Origin of the sequence: Butyrivibrio sp. (assembly GCF_017635265.1) — a bacterium.
Classification (GTDB): Bacteria; Bacillota; Clostridia; order Lachnospirales; family Lachnospiraceae; genus Butyrivibrio.
Map to the genome: position 1 here is coordinate 23,449 of NZ_JAGBLU010000028.1, position 17,085 is coordinate 40,533.

At 37.5% G+C, this 17,085-nt stretch carries 13 protein-coding genes, 1 riboswitch and 1 other annotated feature; of the genes, 10 read left to right on the forward strand and 3 right to left on the reverse strand.

Going from position 1 to position 17,085, the window contains the following annotated elements:
* Nucleotides 1-9: 9 nt before the first annotated feature.
* Nucleotides 10-1,728 carry a DUF6044 family protein gene (locus tag J6O61_RS03695; RefSeq protein WP_292209750.1) on the reverse strand — a complete coding sequence of 573 codons (1,719 nt, stop codon included), beginning with the start codon at nucleotides 1,726-1,728 and terminating at the stop codon, nucleotides 10-12.
* Between the two features lie 92 nt (nucleotides 1,729-1,820).
* On the opposite strand from J6O61_RS03695, the gene pgeF reads away from it, so the two are divergent.
* The 3 genes from pgeF to J6O61_RS03710 all read left to right on the forward strand — a co-directional run bounded on the left by pgeF (nucleotide 1,821) and on the right by J6O61_RS03710 (nucleotide 5,930).
* Nucleotides 1,821-2,708, forward strand: coding sequence for a peptidoglycan editing factor PgeF (pgeF, locus tag J6O61_RS03700; protein WP_292209752.1), 888 nt, complete (start codon nucleotides 1,821-1,823; stop codon nucleotides 2,706-2,708).
* 73 nt (nucleotides 2,709-2,781) lie between these two features.
* Nucleotides 2,782-3,483 (forward strand): response regulator transcription factor, encoded by a 702-nt coding sequence (locus J6O61_RS03705; RefSeq protein ID WP_292209755.1) that lies wholly within the window; start codon nucleotides 2,782-2,784, stop codon nucleotides 3,481-3,483.
* A complete protein-coding gene (locus J6O61_RS03710) occupies nucleotides 3,477-5,930 on the forward strand; it encodes a sensor histidine kinase (RefSeq protein WP_292209757.1) in 2,454 nt (817 codons plus the stop codon). Before J6O61_RS03705 ends, J6O61_RS03710 begins: the two co-directional genes overlap by 7 nt.
* Before the next feature lie 74 nt (nucleotides 5,931-6,004).
* Here J6O61_RS03710 and J6O61_RS03715 read toward each other — a convergent pair whose 3' ends face one another.
* Nucleotides 6,005-7,204 (reverse strand): ribose-phosphate pyrophosphokinase, encoded by a 1,200-nt coding sequence (locus J6O61_RS03715; RefSeq protein WP_292209759.1) that lies wholly within the window; start codon nucleotides 7,202-7,204, stop codon nucleotides 6,005-6,007.
* Nucleotides 7,205-7,314: 110 nt separating this feature from the next.
* On the opposite strand from J6O61_RS03715, the gene J6O61_RS03720 reads away from it, so the two are divergent.
* The 6 genes from J6O61_RS03720 (at nucleotide 7,315) to J6O61_RS03745 (ending at nucleotide 13,456) form a co-directional block, all read left to right on the forward strand.
* On the forward strand, nucleotides 7,315-8,673 hold the full coding sequence (locus J6O61_RS03720; RefSeq protein WP_292209762.1) for a DUF512 domain-containing protein: 1,359 nt from the start codon (nucleotides 7,315-7,317) through the stop codon (nucleotides 8,671-8,673).
* Nucleotides 8,674-8,682: 9 nt separating this feature from the next.
* A complete protein-coding gene (gene der / locus J6O61_RS03725; RefSeq protein WP_292209765.1) occupies nucleotides 8,683-10,011 on the forward strand; it encodes a ribosome biogenesis GTPase Der in 1,329 nt (442 codons plus the stop codon).
* Between the two features lie 9 nt (nucleotides 10,012-10,020).
* On the forward strand, nucleotides 10,021-10,695 hold the full coding sequence (gene plsY, locus J6O61_RS03730) for a glycerol-3-phosphate 1-O-acyltransferase PlsY (RefSeq protein ID WP_292209768.1): 675 nt from the start codon (nucleotides 10,021-10,023) through the stop codon (nucleotides 10,693-10,695).
* A gap of 25 nt (nucleotides 10,696-10,720) precedes the next feature.
* Nucleotides 10,721-11,746: an NAD(P)H-dependent glycerol-3-phosphate dehydrogenase gene (locus J6O61_RS03735; RefSeq protein WP_292209770.1), complete on the forward strand. Its 1,026-nt coding sequence runs from the start codon at nucleotides 10,721-10,723 to the stop codon at nucleotides 11,744-11,746.
* Nucleotides 11,747-11,798: 52 nt separating this feature from the next.
* A riboswitch (THF riboswitch) is annotated at nucleotides 11,799-11,894 on the forward strand.
* A 72-nt stretch (nucleotides 11,895-11,966) separates the two neighbouring features.
* The gene (locus J6O61_RS03740; RefSeq protein WP_292209773.1) at nucleotides 11,967-12,536 is read left to right on the forward strand and encodes a folate family ECF transporter S component; all 570 of its coding nucleotides are present in this window, start codon (nucleotides 11,967-11,969) and stop codon (nucleotides 12,534-12,536) included.
* 65 nt (nucleotides 12,537-12,601) lie between these two features.
* Entirely contained in the window at nucleotides 12,602-13,456 is an 855-nt protein-coding gene (locus tag J6O61_RS03745; RefSeq protein ID WP_292209775.1) for a PHP domain-containing protein, read from the forward strand.
* A gap of 65 nt (nucleotides 13,457-13,521) precedes the next feature.
* Here J6O61_RS03745 and J6O61_RS03750 read toward each other — a convergent pair whose 3' ends face one another.
* On the reverse strand, nucleotides 13,522-15,255 hold the full coding sequence (locus J6O61_RS03750) for a sensor domain-containing diguanylate cyclase (protein WP_292209777.1): 1,734 nt from the start codon (nucleotides 15,253-15,255) through the stop codon (nucleotides 13,522-13,524).
* A 131-nt stretch (nucleotides 15,256-15,386) separates the two neighbouring features.
* Nucleotides 15,387-15,649: a binding site (T-box leader), on the forward strand.
* A 154-nt stretch (nucleotides 15,650-15,803) separates the two neighbouring features.
* On the opposite strand from J6O61_RS03750, the gene tyrS reads away from it, so the two are divergent.
* Nucleotides 15,804-17,024 (forward strand): tyrosine--tRNA ligase, encoded by a 1,221-nt coding sequence (gene tyrS, locus J6O61_RS03755; protein WP_292209780.1) that lies wholly within the window; start codon nucleotides 15,804-15,806, stop codon nucleotides 17,022-17,024.
* Nucleotides 17,025-17,085 lie beyond the last annotated feature (61 nt).

Sequence of the window (17,085 nt, forward strand, 5' to 3'; positions counted from 1 at the left end):
TAAAAAAAGTCAAATACTGTATAACCATATTGTGTATGGTGATTTTTCGTTTTGATATTGTCCAACCAGTTTTAGACCAAGTTCTTTAGCATTACTTATTTCTATTCTTGAAAAGATATATTTTCCATTTAAACTTTTGAAAGCATTAGTATCTATGAGAAGGCGCTTATCATCTACATCTTTTGACCTTGTAGGAGACCAGATAGAGTCAACTGTTCCTGAGTATATATAGGCTCTTGCACCCCATTCGTCATAGTATTCTCTGGCAACTTCCGATTCATCAAGCGCCGGAGCGATGACTTTGCGGAATGCATCCTTGTAGGATTGATAGTAGTAGCTGAGACATCCATCTAAAGTTGATATTCCGCTGTAGGAGAGAACTGATGGATGAAAACCATATGCTACAGAGTATTCGCCGTTATAATCTATATCTTTTTTTATCTCATCGAATAAAGACTCTGAAAAGAAATCTCCGTAGGAGATTGTCTCTGACTTTTCATTATTGATAAGCTCCCAGGTATTAACATATACAGTATTATAAAAATCATTGTACAGAGATTGAGTTCCAATAACCATAAACATAACAATGATAAGCATGATTTTGGGAAGTACTTTGTAGAGCCTGGACATTCTGATGGCAACGATTATTATTTCCAAATACCAAAGGAATGGATTAAAGAAAACTGTTCTGTTAAACTGCCATCCCTTTAATGGAGGAAATATAGTTTCAAATAAGGTTCTTACAGGATAGCAATAATACAATCCGTAAATAATGCAGTTAAATATAATAAAATATAGTACAAGGTTAAAAGGATCAGATAATAGTTTTTTATATTCTCTGTTTAATATATGTCTGATATTTATTATGACAAAACAAAGCAAAACAATAGGCATAACAACGAACCTGTGATGGTCGTTGCAATGAAACATATTGTTGATAAATACATCTTTTACGGTCAAAATAATCTGACTAAAAGAAAGATTATCAATTACCATTTGATCTCTTATAGTCGGTTCTTTTGTTGCAAATATTAAAAGAAACAGCCTGTATTCAATAAGAATAAAAGAGATTGAGATCAGGATCATACTAAGTATCAGCGGTATATTGATTCTTTTGTCCTTAATGGATATATAGATGAAGTAAATAAAAATATACCCAATGATAAATGGTCCAAAGAATGTAAAGTAGGACAGAGTAGGATAAAGGAATAATAAGATATAATATTTTAATTCATTTTTCTCTACAGCTTTTCTTAACAAATATATGAGTAGCGGAATAGAAGCGAATGCAAAAGAAAAAGCGGGATAAAGCGGAAGAAGTCCGTAAATAAAGCTTCCAAGTACAATAGCCCACTCATAGTCTTTATATTTTTCTTTTAAAATATCTCTGCCTAAAAGAATTCCTGAAAATAAAGCCAGGAAGGTTTTTATAAAGTATCCGATTATATATGCAACGAAATTTGGAAATATCATATATAAAACGGAATATAGATAGAACTCCGATAAAAGGAAATTTCTGTCAATGCCACCAAGAAGAGGGACAGTTATGTTGTGTCCAAAGAAAGCTTTATTAAGGCTTAGAATTTGGTAATCGGCTATATGTATATCAAGATTATCATGTACACCTATGATTGTATTATCACTACCTGCAATCATAAATACTATCAGTTCCAAAATTGAGATAAAAACAACGACTCCCCAGTACCAATTGTTTTTTATTTTTTTCATATTTCCTCCAAATAAGCTGTCTATGGTACAGTTTAACAAATTATGATAAAGTGTGTAAATACGGTAATTATAAAAAGAAAGTGAACTTTTATATGAATAACAATATTTCGATAAAAAGATGTAGTGATATTAAGACAACTGAAGTCAGAGAGAAAAACGGTGTGACATACATTGTTTTTCCGGGTATTGAAAAACTTGGTTTTATAGATCATTTGTTTAGCACAAGGCTTGGCGGAGTCTCCGGCGGGCATTATTCCACAATGAATTTAAGCTACACAAGAGGAGATGACGCTGCATGCGTCAATGAAAATTACAGGAGAATAGCCGATGTGCTTGGACATGGCAGAACACTGGATGACTTTGTGTGTACATTTCAGACGCACACAACAAATATCCGCACCGTTACAGAAGATGACAGAGGAAAAGGACCTAAAAGGGTAAGGGATTATACAGATATAGACGGGCTTATAACAAATGTTCCCGGAATAATACTTGGAACATTCCACGCTGATTGTCCGCCCGTATACATAATTGATCCCGTAAAAAAAGCTATCGGACTTGTTCACTCAGGCTGGAAAGGGACACAGGGACAGATTGGCAAAAAAGCAGTAGAAAAGATGGGGCTGGAATATGGAACCAGAGCAAGTGACTGTGTTTGTGCCATTGGTCCTTCCATTTGCGGTGACTGTTATGAAATAGGAGAAGATGTTGCTTTGGAATTTTCCAAGGCTTTTACTAAAGAAGAGCTTGATAATGAAAAAATCCTGATTCCATATCCAAACGGGAAATACAGGCTCTTTCTTTGGAACGCCATTAAGCTGTCTCTAAAAAATGCGGGGGTTATGGAAGAAAATATAATTGTCACGGATATCTGTACGAAATGTAATCCGGATCTTCTTTTTTCACACAGGGTTCACGGAGAAAAGAGGGGAAATCTCATGGCTTTTTTAAGTATTAACGATAAAACGTCAAATTCTTAAGAAATCTTAAGAATTTTCGTAGGTAAATCTTAAGAATTATCTGATTTAATATATATAGGATATGGAGCAGAAAATGGAAAATATATTAGTTTGCGATGATGACAAGGAAATAGTTGATGCTATTGAAATTTATTTATCACAGGAAGATTTCAGAGTCTACAAGGCATATGATGGCATTGAAGCCCTCGAAATAATTAAGAAAACCAAAATTTCGTTGGCAATTGTCGATATAATGATGCCCAAAATGGACGGAATACGCATGGTCATGGAACTTAGAAAATTCAGTTCAATTCCCGTAATATTTTTGTCCGCCAAATCTGAGGATTCTGACAAGATTCTGGGGCTTAATATCGGGGCTGATGATTATGTCACAAAGCCTTTTAATCCCCTTGAACTTGTTGCGAGAGTAAAGTCCAATATCAGACGTTATACGGTTCTTGGAAGTACTCAGGAAGAGGAAAATATATATAAGACCGGCGGTCTTGTGGTAGATGATAATTCAAAAGAGTGCTTTGTAGATGGAGTAAGTATAAGACTGACTCCAATAGAATATAACATTCTTATTTTCCTTGTGAAAAATAAGGGCAAGGTATTTTCTATTGAACAGATATATCAGAATATCTGGAAAGATGCAGGTTCTTTTGCCGCAGACAACACTATAGCTGTCCATATCAGACATATCAGAGAAAAAATAGAAATCAATCCAAGAGATCCAAGATACCTTAAAGTAATGTGGGGAGTTGGATATAAGATTGAAGATGAGGAGCCATGTTAAAAAAGCCTGTTAATTTTAAAATCACAACCTTTTTGCAGCATATTCTTGCCGCATTTATAGCATTTTCACTTGTGTTTGTTTTTGCCGGAACCAGCATAATAATCACGGGTGCAAAAGGAGACTATTCCTATACTTTATATGAATCTGACAGAAACAGAACCTATGAGGATTCGTATCTTTTTAACAATATCCTGGGTAACAATCTTTCGGATGTAATTAGACTTATTGCCATCAGAAGCCAGCTTGAAACTTCCGGTGAGTATGACAGTGAAAAGAAAATTGACGTAACTGCCTACGTCAATAAAGGCACAACACTTCCGGGGGATTATATAACGGCTGCATATACGGTGTCTGATCTTCTTAAATGGGCTCAGAGCGGCTTTGTATATGAGACAAGAAATTTCACTGAAGATGAGAGCGCAGCTTTCTTAAGCTCTACTACGACATATACACATCTAAAAAACAATCTGATGTCCGGGGGAATGAATTCATATTTAAGTTCTTCGCTTGCGGATAACAGCGTTGAATTTACCGTATCAGGCAATTCTGTTAAAGGAAGCGGTTCACATAATATACTTTCATCAAGGTATCAGACAGTTGATGGAAAGAATATAGAAGACCTGGTTTCAAGCTGGGAAGAGTACAGCCTTCTTTGCAGTAATGTGGAAGAAGCTGCCAGAAATCTTTTATCCAACTTTGAGGAATATGGAAACCTTCTTTCTTACTATGGATATCAGAACAGTAACTTAAGATATTATGTTACAAGGACTATTAATGGCTCTACATCTGTGTTTACGAATGTTACTGAACTTTCAGGTGAGACTACAGGTATAGATATAAAAAATGTTTTTGAAAACTATGGAAGATACATATACTATTGCCCTTATGAGTTAAATTATGAGACTAATACCCTCATAAAAGAAAATGTGGTGAGAAGCTTATTAAAGACCTACAGCTATGCATATCCCGATCAGATAAAGGTATATGTTGCTGTTGATACCAATGGGTATCCATGCATTGACGATTTCACTCAGGGCAAGGCAAGCTTTACAAAATATATGCCATACAGGACGCAGATTCTTATTTTGTGTTTTGTAGCAGCGTTTATTTATATATTACTGTTTATAATAACTTTGAAAAGTCCGGTTGCCATAAGTGGAAGGACTCTTAACACAGAGATTGTAGGAATTAAAAATCTGCTTATTATGGCACTTCCTGTGGCACTATTTATTGCAGTTGCATTTTTTACCGATACAAGTTATCTGAAAATTGTAAGACTTGAGAATTTCCCATTTTACGCTGCAATCGGAGCATGTGTTTTCAACATGGGATTTTTGGGACTTGTTTATGGAATTGCAGGCAAGATAAAAGAGAAAGCTCTTTGGAAAGACAGCCTTTTTAGAAAACTTATTTTGGGAGCAAGAAATCTTATTCTTACAACAACCGATAATGGAAATGTAATAATAAGAACCTGGATACCGTATGTTTCCTTTATTGTTTTGAATTTGTGCCTTTTTAAAATAGGCCTGGCCGGAATAGTTATAGCTGCATTTATGGATATTCTGGTTGGAATTTATCTCTACAGGCAGAATCTTGACAGAGATAAAATAATCAAGGTTATAGATAAAATTAAAAATGGGGATGTAAAGTCAAAGGTAGATATCGGATCACTACATTCAGATAATATTGCACTTGCAGATGCAGTTAATTCTATCGGTGAGGGAATAGAAAAAGCTGTGGATACCAGTATGAAGGATGAAAAACTAAAGGCTGACCTGATCACCAATGTTTCGCATGACATCAAAACCCCGCTTACTTCCATAATCAATTATGTGGACCTCATAAAGAGAGAAGATATTGGAAATGAGAGAGTGATAGAATACGTAAAAATTCTTGATCAGAAATCTCAAAAACTAAAAAAACTCACAGAGGATCTGGTTGAAGCATCCAAAATCAGTTCCGGAAATATCAGCATTGAGCTGTCAAAGATTGATTTTGTAGAGCTTGTAAACCAGACAATCGGGGAGTTTTTTGAAAAGTTTGAAGCAAGTGGACTTACACCGATTTTTAAAGCAGAGGAAAAGAATATATCTATAGTTGCAGATGCAAGACATCTCTGGCGAGTGCTTGAAAATCTTTTCGGTAATGCCTGCAAGTATGCCCTGTCAGGCACCAGAGTATATCTTGAAATGTATGTGGATGAAAATGAAGAGGGTGTAAAAAAGGCTTTCTTTTCCATAAAAAATATTTCTGCAAAAGAGCTTAATGTAAGCGCTGAGGAACTTACAAAGAAATTCATAAGAGGAGATGAGTCGAGAACAACCGAGGGAAGCGGACTTGGTCTTTCAATTGCCAAAAATCTGACATTGGCTCAGGGTGGCACCTTCGACATAAGGCTTGATGGAGATCTTTTCAAAGTAATAATTGCATTTGATGTGGCAGAATAATAAAAAACATGCATTCTTGAATCAACAATTCAAGAATGCATGTTTTTTTAATATCATAGGAAGACTCTTTATTTTTAATCAAACAGCTCAGCAGGAGTTTTGCAGCCTGAATTGTATTTGCCAACAATTTCGTGAATTTTGTCGGTAGGCATGTTGACGGTTGCCATTGAAGCGTCATGGTTTAAGAAGTCGATGATTGTTGCAAGGAATTTTCCCATATCAGCTATGAAGATATATTCCCTGCTTGTAACTTCTTCATTCATGTAGGTAAGATTTGTGGTGATGACAGCATCAAAGTATCCTTTTTCATAACCGTCATCAAATTTTGACATTCCATCTGTGAACAGTCCAAAAGTTGTGCAGATAAATACTCGCTTTGCACCCATATTTTTAAGCTGCTTGGCTGTATCGATCATACTTGAACCTGAAGAAATCATGTCGTCTATTATTATAACGTCACGGCCTAAAATATCAGAACCGAGGAATTCGTGAGCAACAATAGGATTTGTTCCGTTAACTACGTGAGCGTAATCACGTCTCTTATAGAACATACCGGTGTCTGCGCCGATAACGTTTGCAAAGTAGACAGCTCTGTCAAGGGCTCCTTCATCAGGACTTATAACTGTGAGATGATCCTTATCAACAATAAGATCATCAATATGGGACAATAAAGCTTTCATAAACTGGTATGAAGCAAGGAAGTTATCGAAACCGCCAAGAGGTTTTGCATTGGATATTCTGGGATCATGAGCATCAAAAGTAATAAAGTTTGAAATGCCCATTTCGTGGAGTTCGGCAAACATCTGAGCAGCATCTAAAGATTCCATACCATTTCTTTTATGCTGACGTCCTTCATAGAGGAATGGCATAATGACATTTATTCTCTTTGCTTTACCAGTGATTGCACCAATAACACGCTTAAGATCCTGATAATGATCATCAGGAGATTTATGGTTTACATAATTGTACATTTTATAGGTGATGCTGTAGTTGCAGACATCAGTTAAAATGTATACGTCGTTTCCACGCACACTTTCTTTGATGGTAGCCTTAGCTTCACCACTGTTAAATCTGTCAAGGCTGTAATCAATTTTGTAATTGTCTTTTACATATCCATGAAAAGCAGGATCACTTTCAGGCATCTTATAAAGATCATGTCTGAATTCTGAGATGTAATGGTTTACGCTTTCTCCAAGTTCCTTGGCTGAATCCATTACAATAAGATTAAGAGGTGCAACCGGAATAGTACCTTCCAGCTTTCTAAAATCTGGCATATTGTTCGCTTCCTTTTTATGAATTATTTAATAATAAACATAGTTTTACAAATACTGTTTTAACATCTATGGTGCTGACACGTCAAGGACAAGATGGTATAATACAGGGCATGAAGAAAAAAATTGGACACCTTATCGGTCGAATCGATGCGGGAAGTATTGCAGAAGAACTTAATATTGAACCCGGAGATAAACTCATAAAAATCAATGATCAGGTAATTGAAGATATTTTTGATTATCAGTATCTCGTTCAGGATGAACATCTGGATGTGCTGATTGAGAAGCCGGATGGCGAGCAGTGGCTGCTTGATATTGACAAGGAATTTGATGAGGATCTTGGAATCGAGTTCGAAAACGGACTTATGGATGATTACAGATCCTGTAGTAATAAATGTATATTTTGTTTCATAGATCAGATGCCTAAGGGCATGAGAAAGACCTTGTATTTTAAGGATGATGATTCAAGGCTTTCTTTTCTTCAGGGCAATTATGTAACTCTTACAAATATGTCTGATGCAGATATAGACAGGATTTTGAAATATCATCTTTCTCCTATCAATATTTCTTTTCAGACGACCAACCCGGAACTAAGATGTAAAATGCTTGGAAACAGATTTGCCGGTGAAGCACTGAAAAAAGTTGACAGACTATGTGCTCCCGGAACAGGAATTGAGATAAATGGACAGATTGTTCTTTGTAAGGGGGTTAACGACGGAAAAGAACTCGAAAGATCAATTTCTGATATGGCCAAATATATACCGAACCTTCAAAGCGTATCTGTGGTTCCGGTTGGACTTTCTAAATACAGAGACGGGCTTTATCCGCTTGAGCCCTTTAACAGTCAGGATGCAGGCGAGGTCATTGACCTTATAGAAAGCTGGCAAAAGAAGATTTATAATGAACACGGAATGCATTTCATTCATGCAAGTGATGAGTGGTATTTCCTGGCAGGAAGAGATTTTCCCGAGGCTGACAGATACGACGGGTACATTCAGCTTGAAAACGGTGTTGGAATGATGAGGCTTCTTATTGATGAGTTTGAAGAGGCATTTGAAAGGGCTGTTTCATATAATAAAGATTACCTGGGCACCCTGAACAGAGAAATCTCAATAGCCACCGGAAGGCTTGTTTATCCTTGTATAAAGCAGATGGCTGAGAAGGCTATGAGTATTTGTACTGGACTAAAGGTACATGTTTATGAGATAATTAACGAGTTTTTTGGCGAGAGGATTACTGTTTCAGGACTTCTTACCGGAACAGATATCATAAATCAGCTAAAGGATAAAGAACTTGGAAGTGAGCTTTTCCTTCCGGAGAATCTTCTTCGCAGCGGAGAAGACTATCTTCTTGATGACGTGAGAATCTGCGATATCGAGAAGGAATTAAACATTAAAGTTGGAATATCTGGGTGTGATGGACATAATCTCGTTTCACTGTTATTTGATATTCCGGAAGATGAATTAACATAAAGGATAATTATGAGTAAGAAAAATATTGTTGCGGTTGTTGGCCGCCCTAACGTAGGAAAATCAACACTTTTCAATGCTCTTGCGGGCAGTAGAATTGCTATTGTTCAGGATACGCCCGGTGTTACGAGAGACAGAATCTATCAGGATGTGGAGTGGCTTAATCACAGCTTTACCCTTATTGATACAGGAGGTATCGAGCCTGACTCCAAGGATGTTATTCTTTCGCAGATGAGAGAGCAGGCGCAGATTGCCATAGATACAGCAGATGTTATTATATTTATGGTTGATGTAAAGCAGGGACTTACCGATTCGGATTCCAAGGTTGCAGACATGCTGAGAAGATCGGCAAAGCCTGTTGTTTTGTGTGTAAATAAGGTTGATAATTACAACAGAGACTCCCTTGATGTATATGAGTTTTACAATCTGGGAATCGGCGAGCCTTTCCCGATTTCAGCAGTCAATAAACAGGGAATCGGTGATCTTTTGGAAGAAGTCGTAAGTCATTTCAACAAGAATTCAACTGATGAAGAGGAAGATGATTCAACCAAGATTGCAATTATAGGTAAGCCAAACGTAGGTAAATCTTCCATTATCAACAGACTTATAGGTGAGAACAGACTTATTGTATCAGATGTGGCAGGAACAACCCGTGATGCCATTGATACAGAAGTAAAATATAACGGCAAAAAGTATACATTTATTGATACTGCAGGACTTCGCAGAAAAAACAAGGTTAAAGACGAGCTTGAGCATTATATGATCGTCAGAACTGTAGGAGCTGTAGAGAGGGCGGATATTGCGATTTTAGTTATAAACGCTGAGGAAGGTGTAACAGAGCAGGATGCCAAGATTGCCGGAATCGCGCATGAAAGCGGAAAAGCAGTTATCATTGCTGTAAATAAGTGGGATCTTATTGAAAAGGATAATCATTCAGTAAAAGAGTTTACTAAAAATATCAGAAATACACTTGCGTTTATGAACTATGCTGAGATTATATTCATATCTGCCGAAACCGGTCAGAGACTTGTTAAGCTTTATGACCTTATAGATATAGTAAGTGAGAATCATTCGCTCAGAGTTGCCACAGGTGTGCTTAATGAAATCATGACACAGGCAGTCGTTATGCAGCAGCCGCCAAGTGACAAGGGCAAGATTTTAAAACTCTATTATATTACTCAGGCATCTGTTAAACCGCCGACATTTGTCATTTTTGTAAATGATAAAAAGCTGATGCACTTTAGTTACACAAGATATATAGAAAACCAGATCAGAGAAGCCTTCGGATTTAAGGGGACTCCTTTGAGATTTATTATTAGGGAGAGAAAAGAGGATAAATAAATGACTGGTATGGGATTGTTAGGGGCCAGAATAATATGTATTCTGATCGGATATGTTTTTGGCATGATCCAGACAGCTGTATTCTATGGAAGGCTTAAGGGAATTGACATCAGAAAAGTGGGTTCCGGAAACGCAGGAACAACTAACACTTTAAGGGTTCTTGGTCCAAAAGCCGGAGGTATAGTTCTTTTTGGAGATATGCTAAAATGCATGGCTGCCATATTTGTTACATATCTTATTTTTGGAAGATCTAATCCGGATTATAGTATTTTGTTTATGACATATACATTTGCCGGAGCAGTACTTGGCCATGATTTTCCGTTTTTTCTTAAATTCAAGGGCGGAAAAGGTATTGCATGTACAGCAGGATATACAATTTATTTAAGTATCCGGTATAATGTGCTGTTTTTGATAATGGGAATTATTTCTTTTTTCCTTCCCTTTAACCTTTTTCATATTGTTTCAGTGTGCAGTATGTTTTATTATGTACTTCTTTTGGCGACTATTATAATTTATGGACAGATGGGGCTTTTCTTTGCGCCACAGGGTGCTCTTGTTGAGGTTTACATAATTGTTGCATTTTTGACAGTGCTTGCAATTTATCAGCACCGGGGCAATATCAAAAAGCTTTTAAATGGTCAGGAACGAAAAACTTATATTTTTAAAAAGAATAAAGTGGATTAATTTAAGACTTAACGGGAGATAAGACTTGGACAATCAGGAAATTGGCGTCATTGGCGCAGGAAGCTGGGGAATAGCTCTTGCGTATCTTTTATCAAATAATGGACATAATGTTACTGTGTGGTCACGAAGTGAATCTACAGTAGAAAAGCTTAAAAACTATCATGGAAATGAAGAGAAGCTTCCTGGAGTAAAACTTCCGGAAAGCGTTAGCTACACTTCAGATATGAAATCTGCAGTTGAGAATAAGGATCTTTTGGTATTAGTTGTTCCATCTGCACATTTAAGAGAAACTGTAAGGCTTATGAAACCTTACATGACAAATGACCAGGAGCACAAGCAGATTATAGTCAACTGTACTAAGGGGATTGAGGACGACACGCTTATGGTAATGTCGGATGTCATCCTTGATGAAATACCCGGATGTGAAGTTTGCGTTTTGTCAGGTCCTTCACACGCTGAAGAGGTCGGTAAGGGATTGCCGACTTCAATTGTAGTCGGAGCCTTTGAAAAAGACACAGCTAGGTATGTTCAGAATGTATTTATGAATAATGTTTTCAGGGTTTATATAAGTCCTGATATGCTTGGAATAGAGATTGGTGCAGCCCTGAAAAACGTAATTGCTCTTGCGGCCGGTATGGCAGATGGCTATGGGCTTGGTGATAATGCGAAAGCGGCTCTTATTACAAGAGGAATAGCAGAGATTGGACGTCTTGGAATGGCAATGGGGGGCAAATTTGAAACCTTTAGTGGTCTTTCGGGAATTGGAGATCTTGTTGTTACCTGTGCTTCCATGCATTCCAGAAACAGAAGAGCGGGAATACTCATCGGTCAGGGTAAATCCTATCAGGAGGCCATGGATGAAGTACACATGGTAGTAGAAGGAGTTTTCAGTGCGAAAGCTGCCCTTAAGCTTGCTTTGAAGTATGAAGTAGAAATGCCGATAGTTCAAGCTGTAAACGATATTTTATTCAATAATAAGGCACCGGGAGATGCATTAAACGATCTGATGCTAAGAGATAAAAAAATAGAAAATAATTCACTTGACTGGTAAAAAAGTTTTGACCTGTCTTGGGTTATGATGTATTATGTATGCAAATAATAAATGCAGAGTAGGAACTTAAGCGTTAAGTGCCGGGTGAACAGGGAGTTGTCATCGGGACGAAGGATTATCCGCGGTTTAGGTTTCGCATCCCGCTGCTACATCAATGGAATATTCAGGAATTTTAATGTCCTCCGATGTGGTAAAGGAAGCTGCAAAGGAGGATATTTTTATGTTAAACAGTACACTAAAACACACAGTTACAGGCAAGTCAATTTTTTCATCGGTCAGTAGGCTTAAAGAAACAAAAGTCCTTACTTTCTGTGGCATGATGGGAGCCCTTTCGGTTATTTTGGGATATGTTGCCACCATTAAATTTGGTCAGTACATCAGGATTGGATTTTCAGGACTTCCTAACCAGATTGTTGACTATCTTTTTGGCCCCTGGGTTGGAGCAATTTTTGGCGGAACAATGGATATTATCAAGTGGTTCGCTTCGGGAGACGGAGACTTTTTTCTTGGATTTACCATTACAGCAATGGTAGGAGCGATTCTTTACGGAATATTTATCTATAATAAGCCGTTAAAGCTGTGGCGTGTTATAGCAGCGCAGGTTTCTGTTAAGATTGTCTGCAATATTATTCTTAATACTTTGTGGCTCAATCTTCTTTATGGCAAGGCTATAGCAGTTATTCTCCCGGGAAGACTTGTTTCAAATGCAGTAATGCTCCCTGTTGATACAATCATCATGTATCTTATGCTTCAGGTTGTTAAAAAGGTTATTAAACCTTATTTTGACTGATGCGGATAAAGTGTTTTTGATATGCCGGGGAATATTAAGAATGCAGGAAGGCGGAAAACGTGTAAATGAGAGGAATTGATCTACATACTCATTCAAATTGTTCTGATGGAACAGTAAGCGTAAAAGAGCTCATAGACTATGCTCATGAAAAGAATCTGGCGGCAATTGCGCTAACAGATCACGATACTGTTGTAGGGCTTGATGAAGCAATAGAATACACAGGAAAAACATATAGTGATATTGAGTTTATCCCCGGAATTGAGTTTTCTACTGTTAATGAGGGAAAAGATGTTCATGTGGTGGGGCTTTATATTGATCATCACAATCCTGAATTTGTAAAGAGACTCAAGGCTTTTGCAGACTCAAGAAGAGAGCGTAACGAAAAGATGTGTAAAAAGCTCACAGAGGAAGCCGGGCTTTCAATTACATACGATGAGCTTTTAAGAGCGTTCCCAAATGCAGTGATAACAAGAGCACATTATGCAAAACTTATGCTTGATAAGGGATATGTACAATCAAGGCAGGAAGTATTTGATAAGTATATAGGTGACCACTGTAAGTATTATGTTCCAAGAGAGAATATTTCACCGGAGGATGCCATAGAGCTTATTCTTTTATCAGGTGGAGTTCCGATACTTGCTCATCCGATTCTTTATCATATGAGTGAAGAAAAACTTGAGGCTTTGGTGGTAAGGCTTATTAAAGCAGGACTAAAGGGAATAGAAGCGATTTATTCAACTTATGAGCCGTCAGAAGAAAGGCAGATAAGAAATCTTGCAGCTAAATATGATCTTTTGATAAGTGGAGGCTCTGATTTCCATGGAGCCAATAAGCCAAAGATTGATCTGGGTGTTGGCTATGGCAAGATGTTTGTTCCTGAGGATATTCTTGAAAATATTAAAAGAGCCAGAGAAAACTAAAATATCTGTAATAGCAAAAATGACTGTGAAAAAATCTCACAGTCATTTTTTAATAGTTATCTTGTTTATAAGTCGCAACAAAGTTGATTTTTTCCATTATTCTTGGCTTTATACATAAGTTCATCAACGCGGGTTATGGTCTGAAGTATAGATTCATCCTTTTTATGCTTGGTTGCTCCGGCACTTATTGTAAGCTCATAGCCTATGCTTAAAAGCTGATTTACTTTTTTTATCATGTCTTCGGCATTTGTTTTAACATAATACGATGTTTTATTGGTTACAAGCATAATAAATTCTTCACCGCCCCAACGACCACATTCAATGTTTTCGTTGACAGTAATCTTGTCGGTAATATATTTTGCTATGGTTTTAAGTGCATTATCACCTTCTATATGTCCGTAGGTGTCATTAATCTGTTTGAAATTATCTATGTCAAACATTATAAGAAACCAGTCTGAAGAGTTATCTGTTTCATAGATGATTCTTTCAATGGCTCCTCTGTTTAAAAGACCTGTAAGAGCATCATGGGAAGCCTTGTAAAGCATGTCATTGAGCTGACTGTTTTTTTCCATAAGTTCTTCAGTAATAGTATTGATAAAAACAGCAAGCCTTGCAGTGATAGGCATGCTTGGTGAAGCTATATTTTGGTCTTCGTCAATTCCGGTCAATTCTTTTTTTTCGCCTTCGCGCATGGAAGCAGTAACTATGGAGAGGTTATTTAGTATGGTTTTTCCTTTATAACGCATAATCTCACCAAGAGCACTAAAACCGGCTGCATTCATATGCTTGGATATTTCTACAATTTCTATATTGTCCTGTTCATCCCAAAAGAGCTTTCGTCCAAAACAGTTATATATTGTAATTGCCTCAGGGGCAAAATCCCGAATCAGAAGTCCGGCCTGTTTTGTATGTTCCATTATTCTAAGGGGGTCACCATAGCTAAGACGAATGCTGCTTCCGACAGGAATGCTTGTAGACATAACAATAGAACCATCAGGATTTACGGATTTTGCATGCCTTATATAAAAGGTTTCGTCATCAACCTGAACTTCCCAGGGAAATTCGAGAGCATCATAGAAAAAGTTAGGACCTTTTTTTATGTTCAGATAATGACTGTAAACGTCGTAAGCAGGCTTTCCGTCAAGCTCGTAAACAACAGAGCCCTCAGCCTTTGTTACATGGAGAGGGTAGCCGATAGCTTTCCAGCCAAACATTCTGTTTGTCTGGATGTGAAGATCCTTGCCGCTATACAGAACAAGAAAAATGCCCTCTGTATGATAGTCGTTATCATCTGTAAAGATGAAAGGCTTGTTATCATCATCACCTACAGCAACAGCTCCGAAAACCTCGATATCTTCCGGAAGTTCATCGGCTTTATTACTGACTTTTTCAAGCATTATGTCGGAATTTGCACATATGATTTCGATTCCTTTTAAATCCGGAATGTCTTTTATGGTGTTAAAGAAAACGTCAGAGCAATTCTTGCGCAAATCATAGAAGGACAGAACATGTACATTTGTAGATGGCTCATCAAATACAGTAAGTGTGATAACACACTCGTTGTAATCAATGCTGCCGTTTATTATTTCACCAATAGCACTGCATCCGACAACAGGAACACCCGGTAACTCTATATTAAGAATTTTCTGGATTCTGTCTAATTTATAGTATATGGATTTATCAGTATATGGAGCATAGATATGAATAATAGCGCCATGCTCTCTAAGGCTGGTGCTTTGCGCCCATTCTCTGATAGTAGGTATAAATCTTGGATTAAAGGTTGTCTGAAATAGTTTCAAGTGCATTACTCCTAATGTTCTTGATTTTATTTGTGGTCTTATTTTACTACAAAATTGATATAAAAAAAACTAATAAACTATTGACATAATATTTCTAAATAATTAAAATTTCATTTATTGAATTTAATATTTAAAAAGCTGTGACCGGAATAAGTAAGAATCGAAAACTGACAACAGAGAATTGCTGGTTGGTGAGAAGCGTGGGTTAAGATCGATGATGAATACCTCCGTGAGCTGCTGGGACGAATATCATGCAGGTGATTAGTAGTTTCAGACGGGGACTGACCGTTATATCGGTAGAGTATCATTTGGTTTATCCGGATCGTACTTATTGAGGCATATAGTGTGAGCTATATGTGAATGAAGGTGGTATCACGATTAATTCGTCCTTCGCAACTAATATTGTTGCGGAGGATTTTTTTGAGCAGAGCACTTGCTGAAGTTTTTTTGAAGCTAGTGCGAGCCATGGGTGAACACTTAACGAGGTCTTTTGAGTTTAGTGAGAATCCCAATATTTCTTTGCAACGACAATCATTTGGAGGTGCATTATGCAGATTTTTGAAGAACTTAAGGCAAGAGGTCTTATTGCTCAGGTCACAGATGAAGAGCATATCAGAGACCTGGTAAACAACGGTAAGGCAACATTTTACATTGGATTTGACTGCACAGCCGACTCTCTTACAGCCGGTCACTTCATGGCTCTTACGCTTATGAAGAGACTTCAGGAAGCTGGAAATAAGCCAATCGCTCTTATCGGTGGCGGTACAACAATGATCGGTGATCCTTCAGGAAGAACTGATATGAGAAAGATGCTTACAAGAGAGGATATTGATCACAATGCTGCCTGCTTCAAGCGTCAGATGGAGAAATTCATTGATTTCTCAGACGGCAAGGCTTTAATGGTAAACAATGCTGACTGGCTCATGAACCTTAACTACATTGAGCTCTTAAGAGAGGTTGGAGCATGCTTTTCAGTTAACAACATGCTTCGTGCAGAGTGCTACAAGCAGCGTATGGAGAAGGGACTTAGCTTTTTGGAATTCAACTACATGATCATGCAGTCATATGATTTCTACTACATGTTCCAGAAGTACAACTGTAATCTTGAGTTTGGCGGAGACGATCAGTGGAGCAACATGCTTGGCGGTACAGAGCTTATCCGCAGAAAGCTTGGTAAGGATGCTCATGCTATGACAATCACTCTTTTAACTGATTCTCAGGGTAAAAAGATGGGTAAGACAGCAGGAAATGCTGTATGGCTTGATCCTAATAAGACATCACCGTTTGATTTCTACCAGTACTGGAGAAATGTTGATGATGCTGACGTTGATAAGTGTATCAAGATGCTTACATTTATTTCTATCGAGGAGATTCTTGAAATGGAAAAATGGGATGCAAGCAGAGTCAATGAGAAAAAGGAAATCCTTGCATTTGAGCTTACAGCACTTGTTCATGGAAAAGAAGAAGCACAGAAAGCTCAGGATGGAGCAAGAGCTCTTTTTGCAGGAGGCGGAGATTCAGCAAATGTACCTGCAACCAGTCTTAAGGAAGAGGATTTCAGAGACGGAGTCGTTGACATCTTACAGGTTCTTGTATCAGCAGGTCTGTGCGCAAGCAGAAGTGAAGGCAGACGTGCCGTTGAGCAGGGCGGTGTAACAGTTGCAGAGGAGAAGGTTACAGACGTTAAGACTACTTATGACAAGGCTTTCTTTGCTGAGGGAGTTATGGTCAGAAAAGGTAAGAAGTCATTTAAGAAAGTAACATTCTAATATAAAAAATAAAGAGAAAACCGTAGTTATGAATAGTTTTATTTTGTGGCTACGGTTTTTT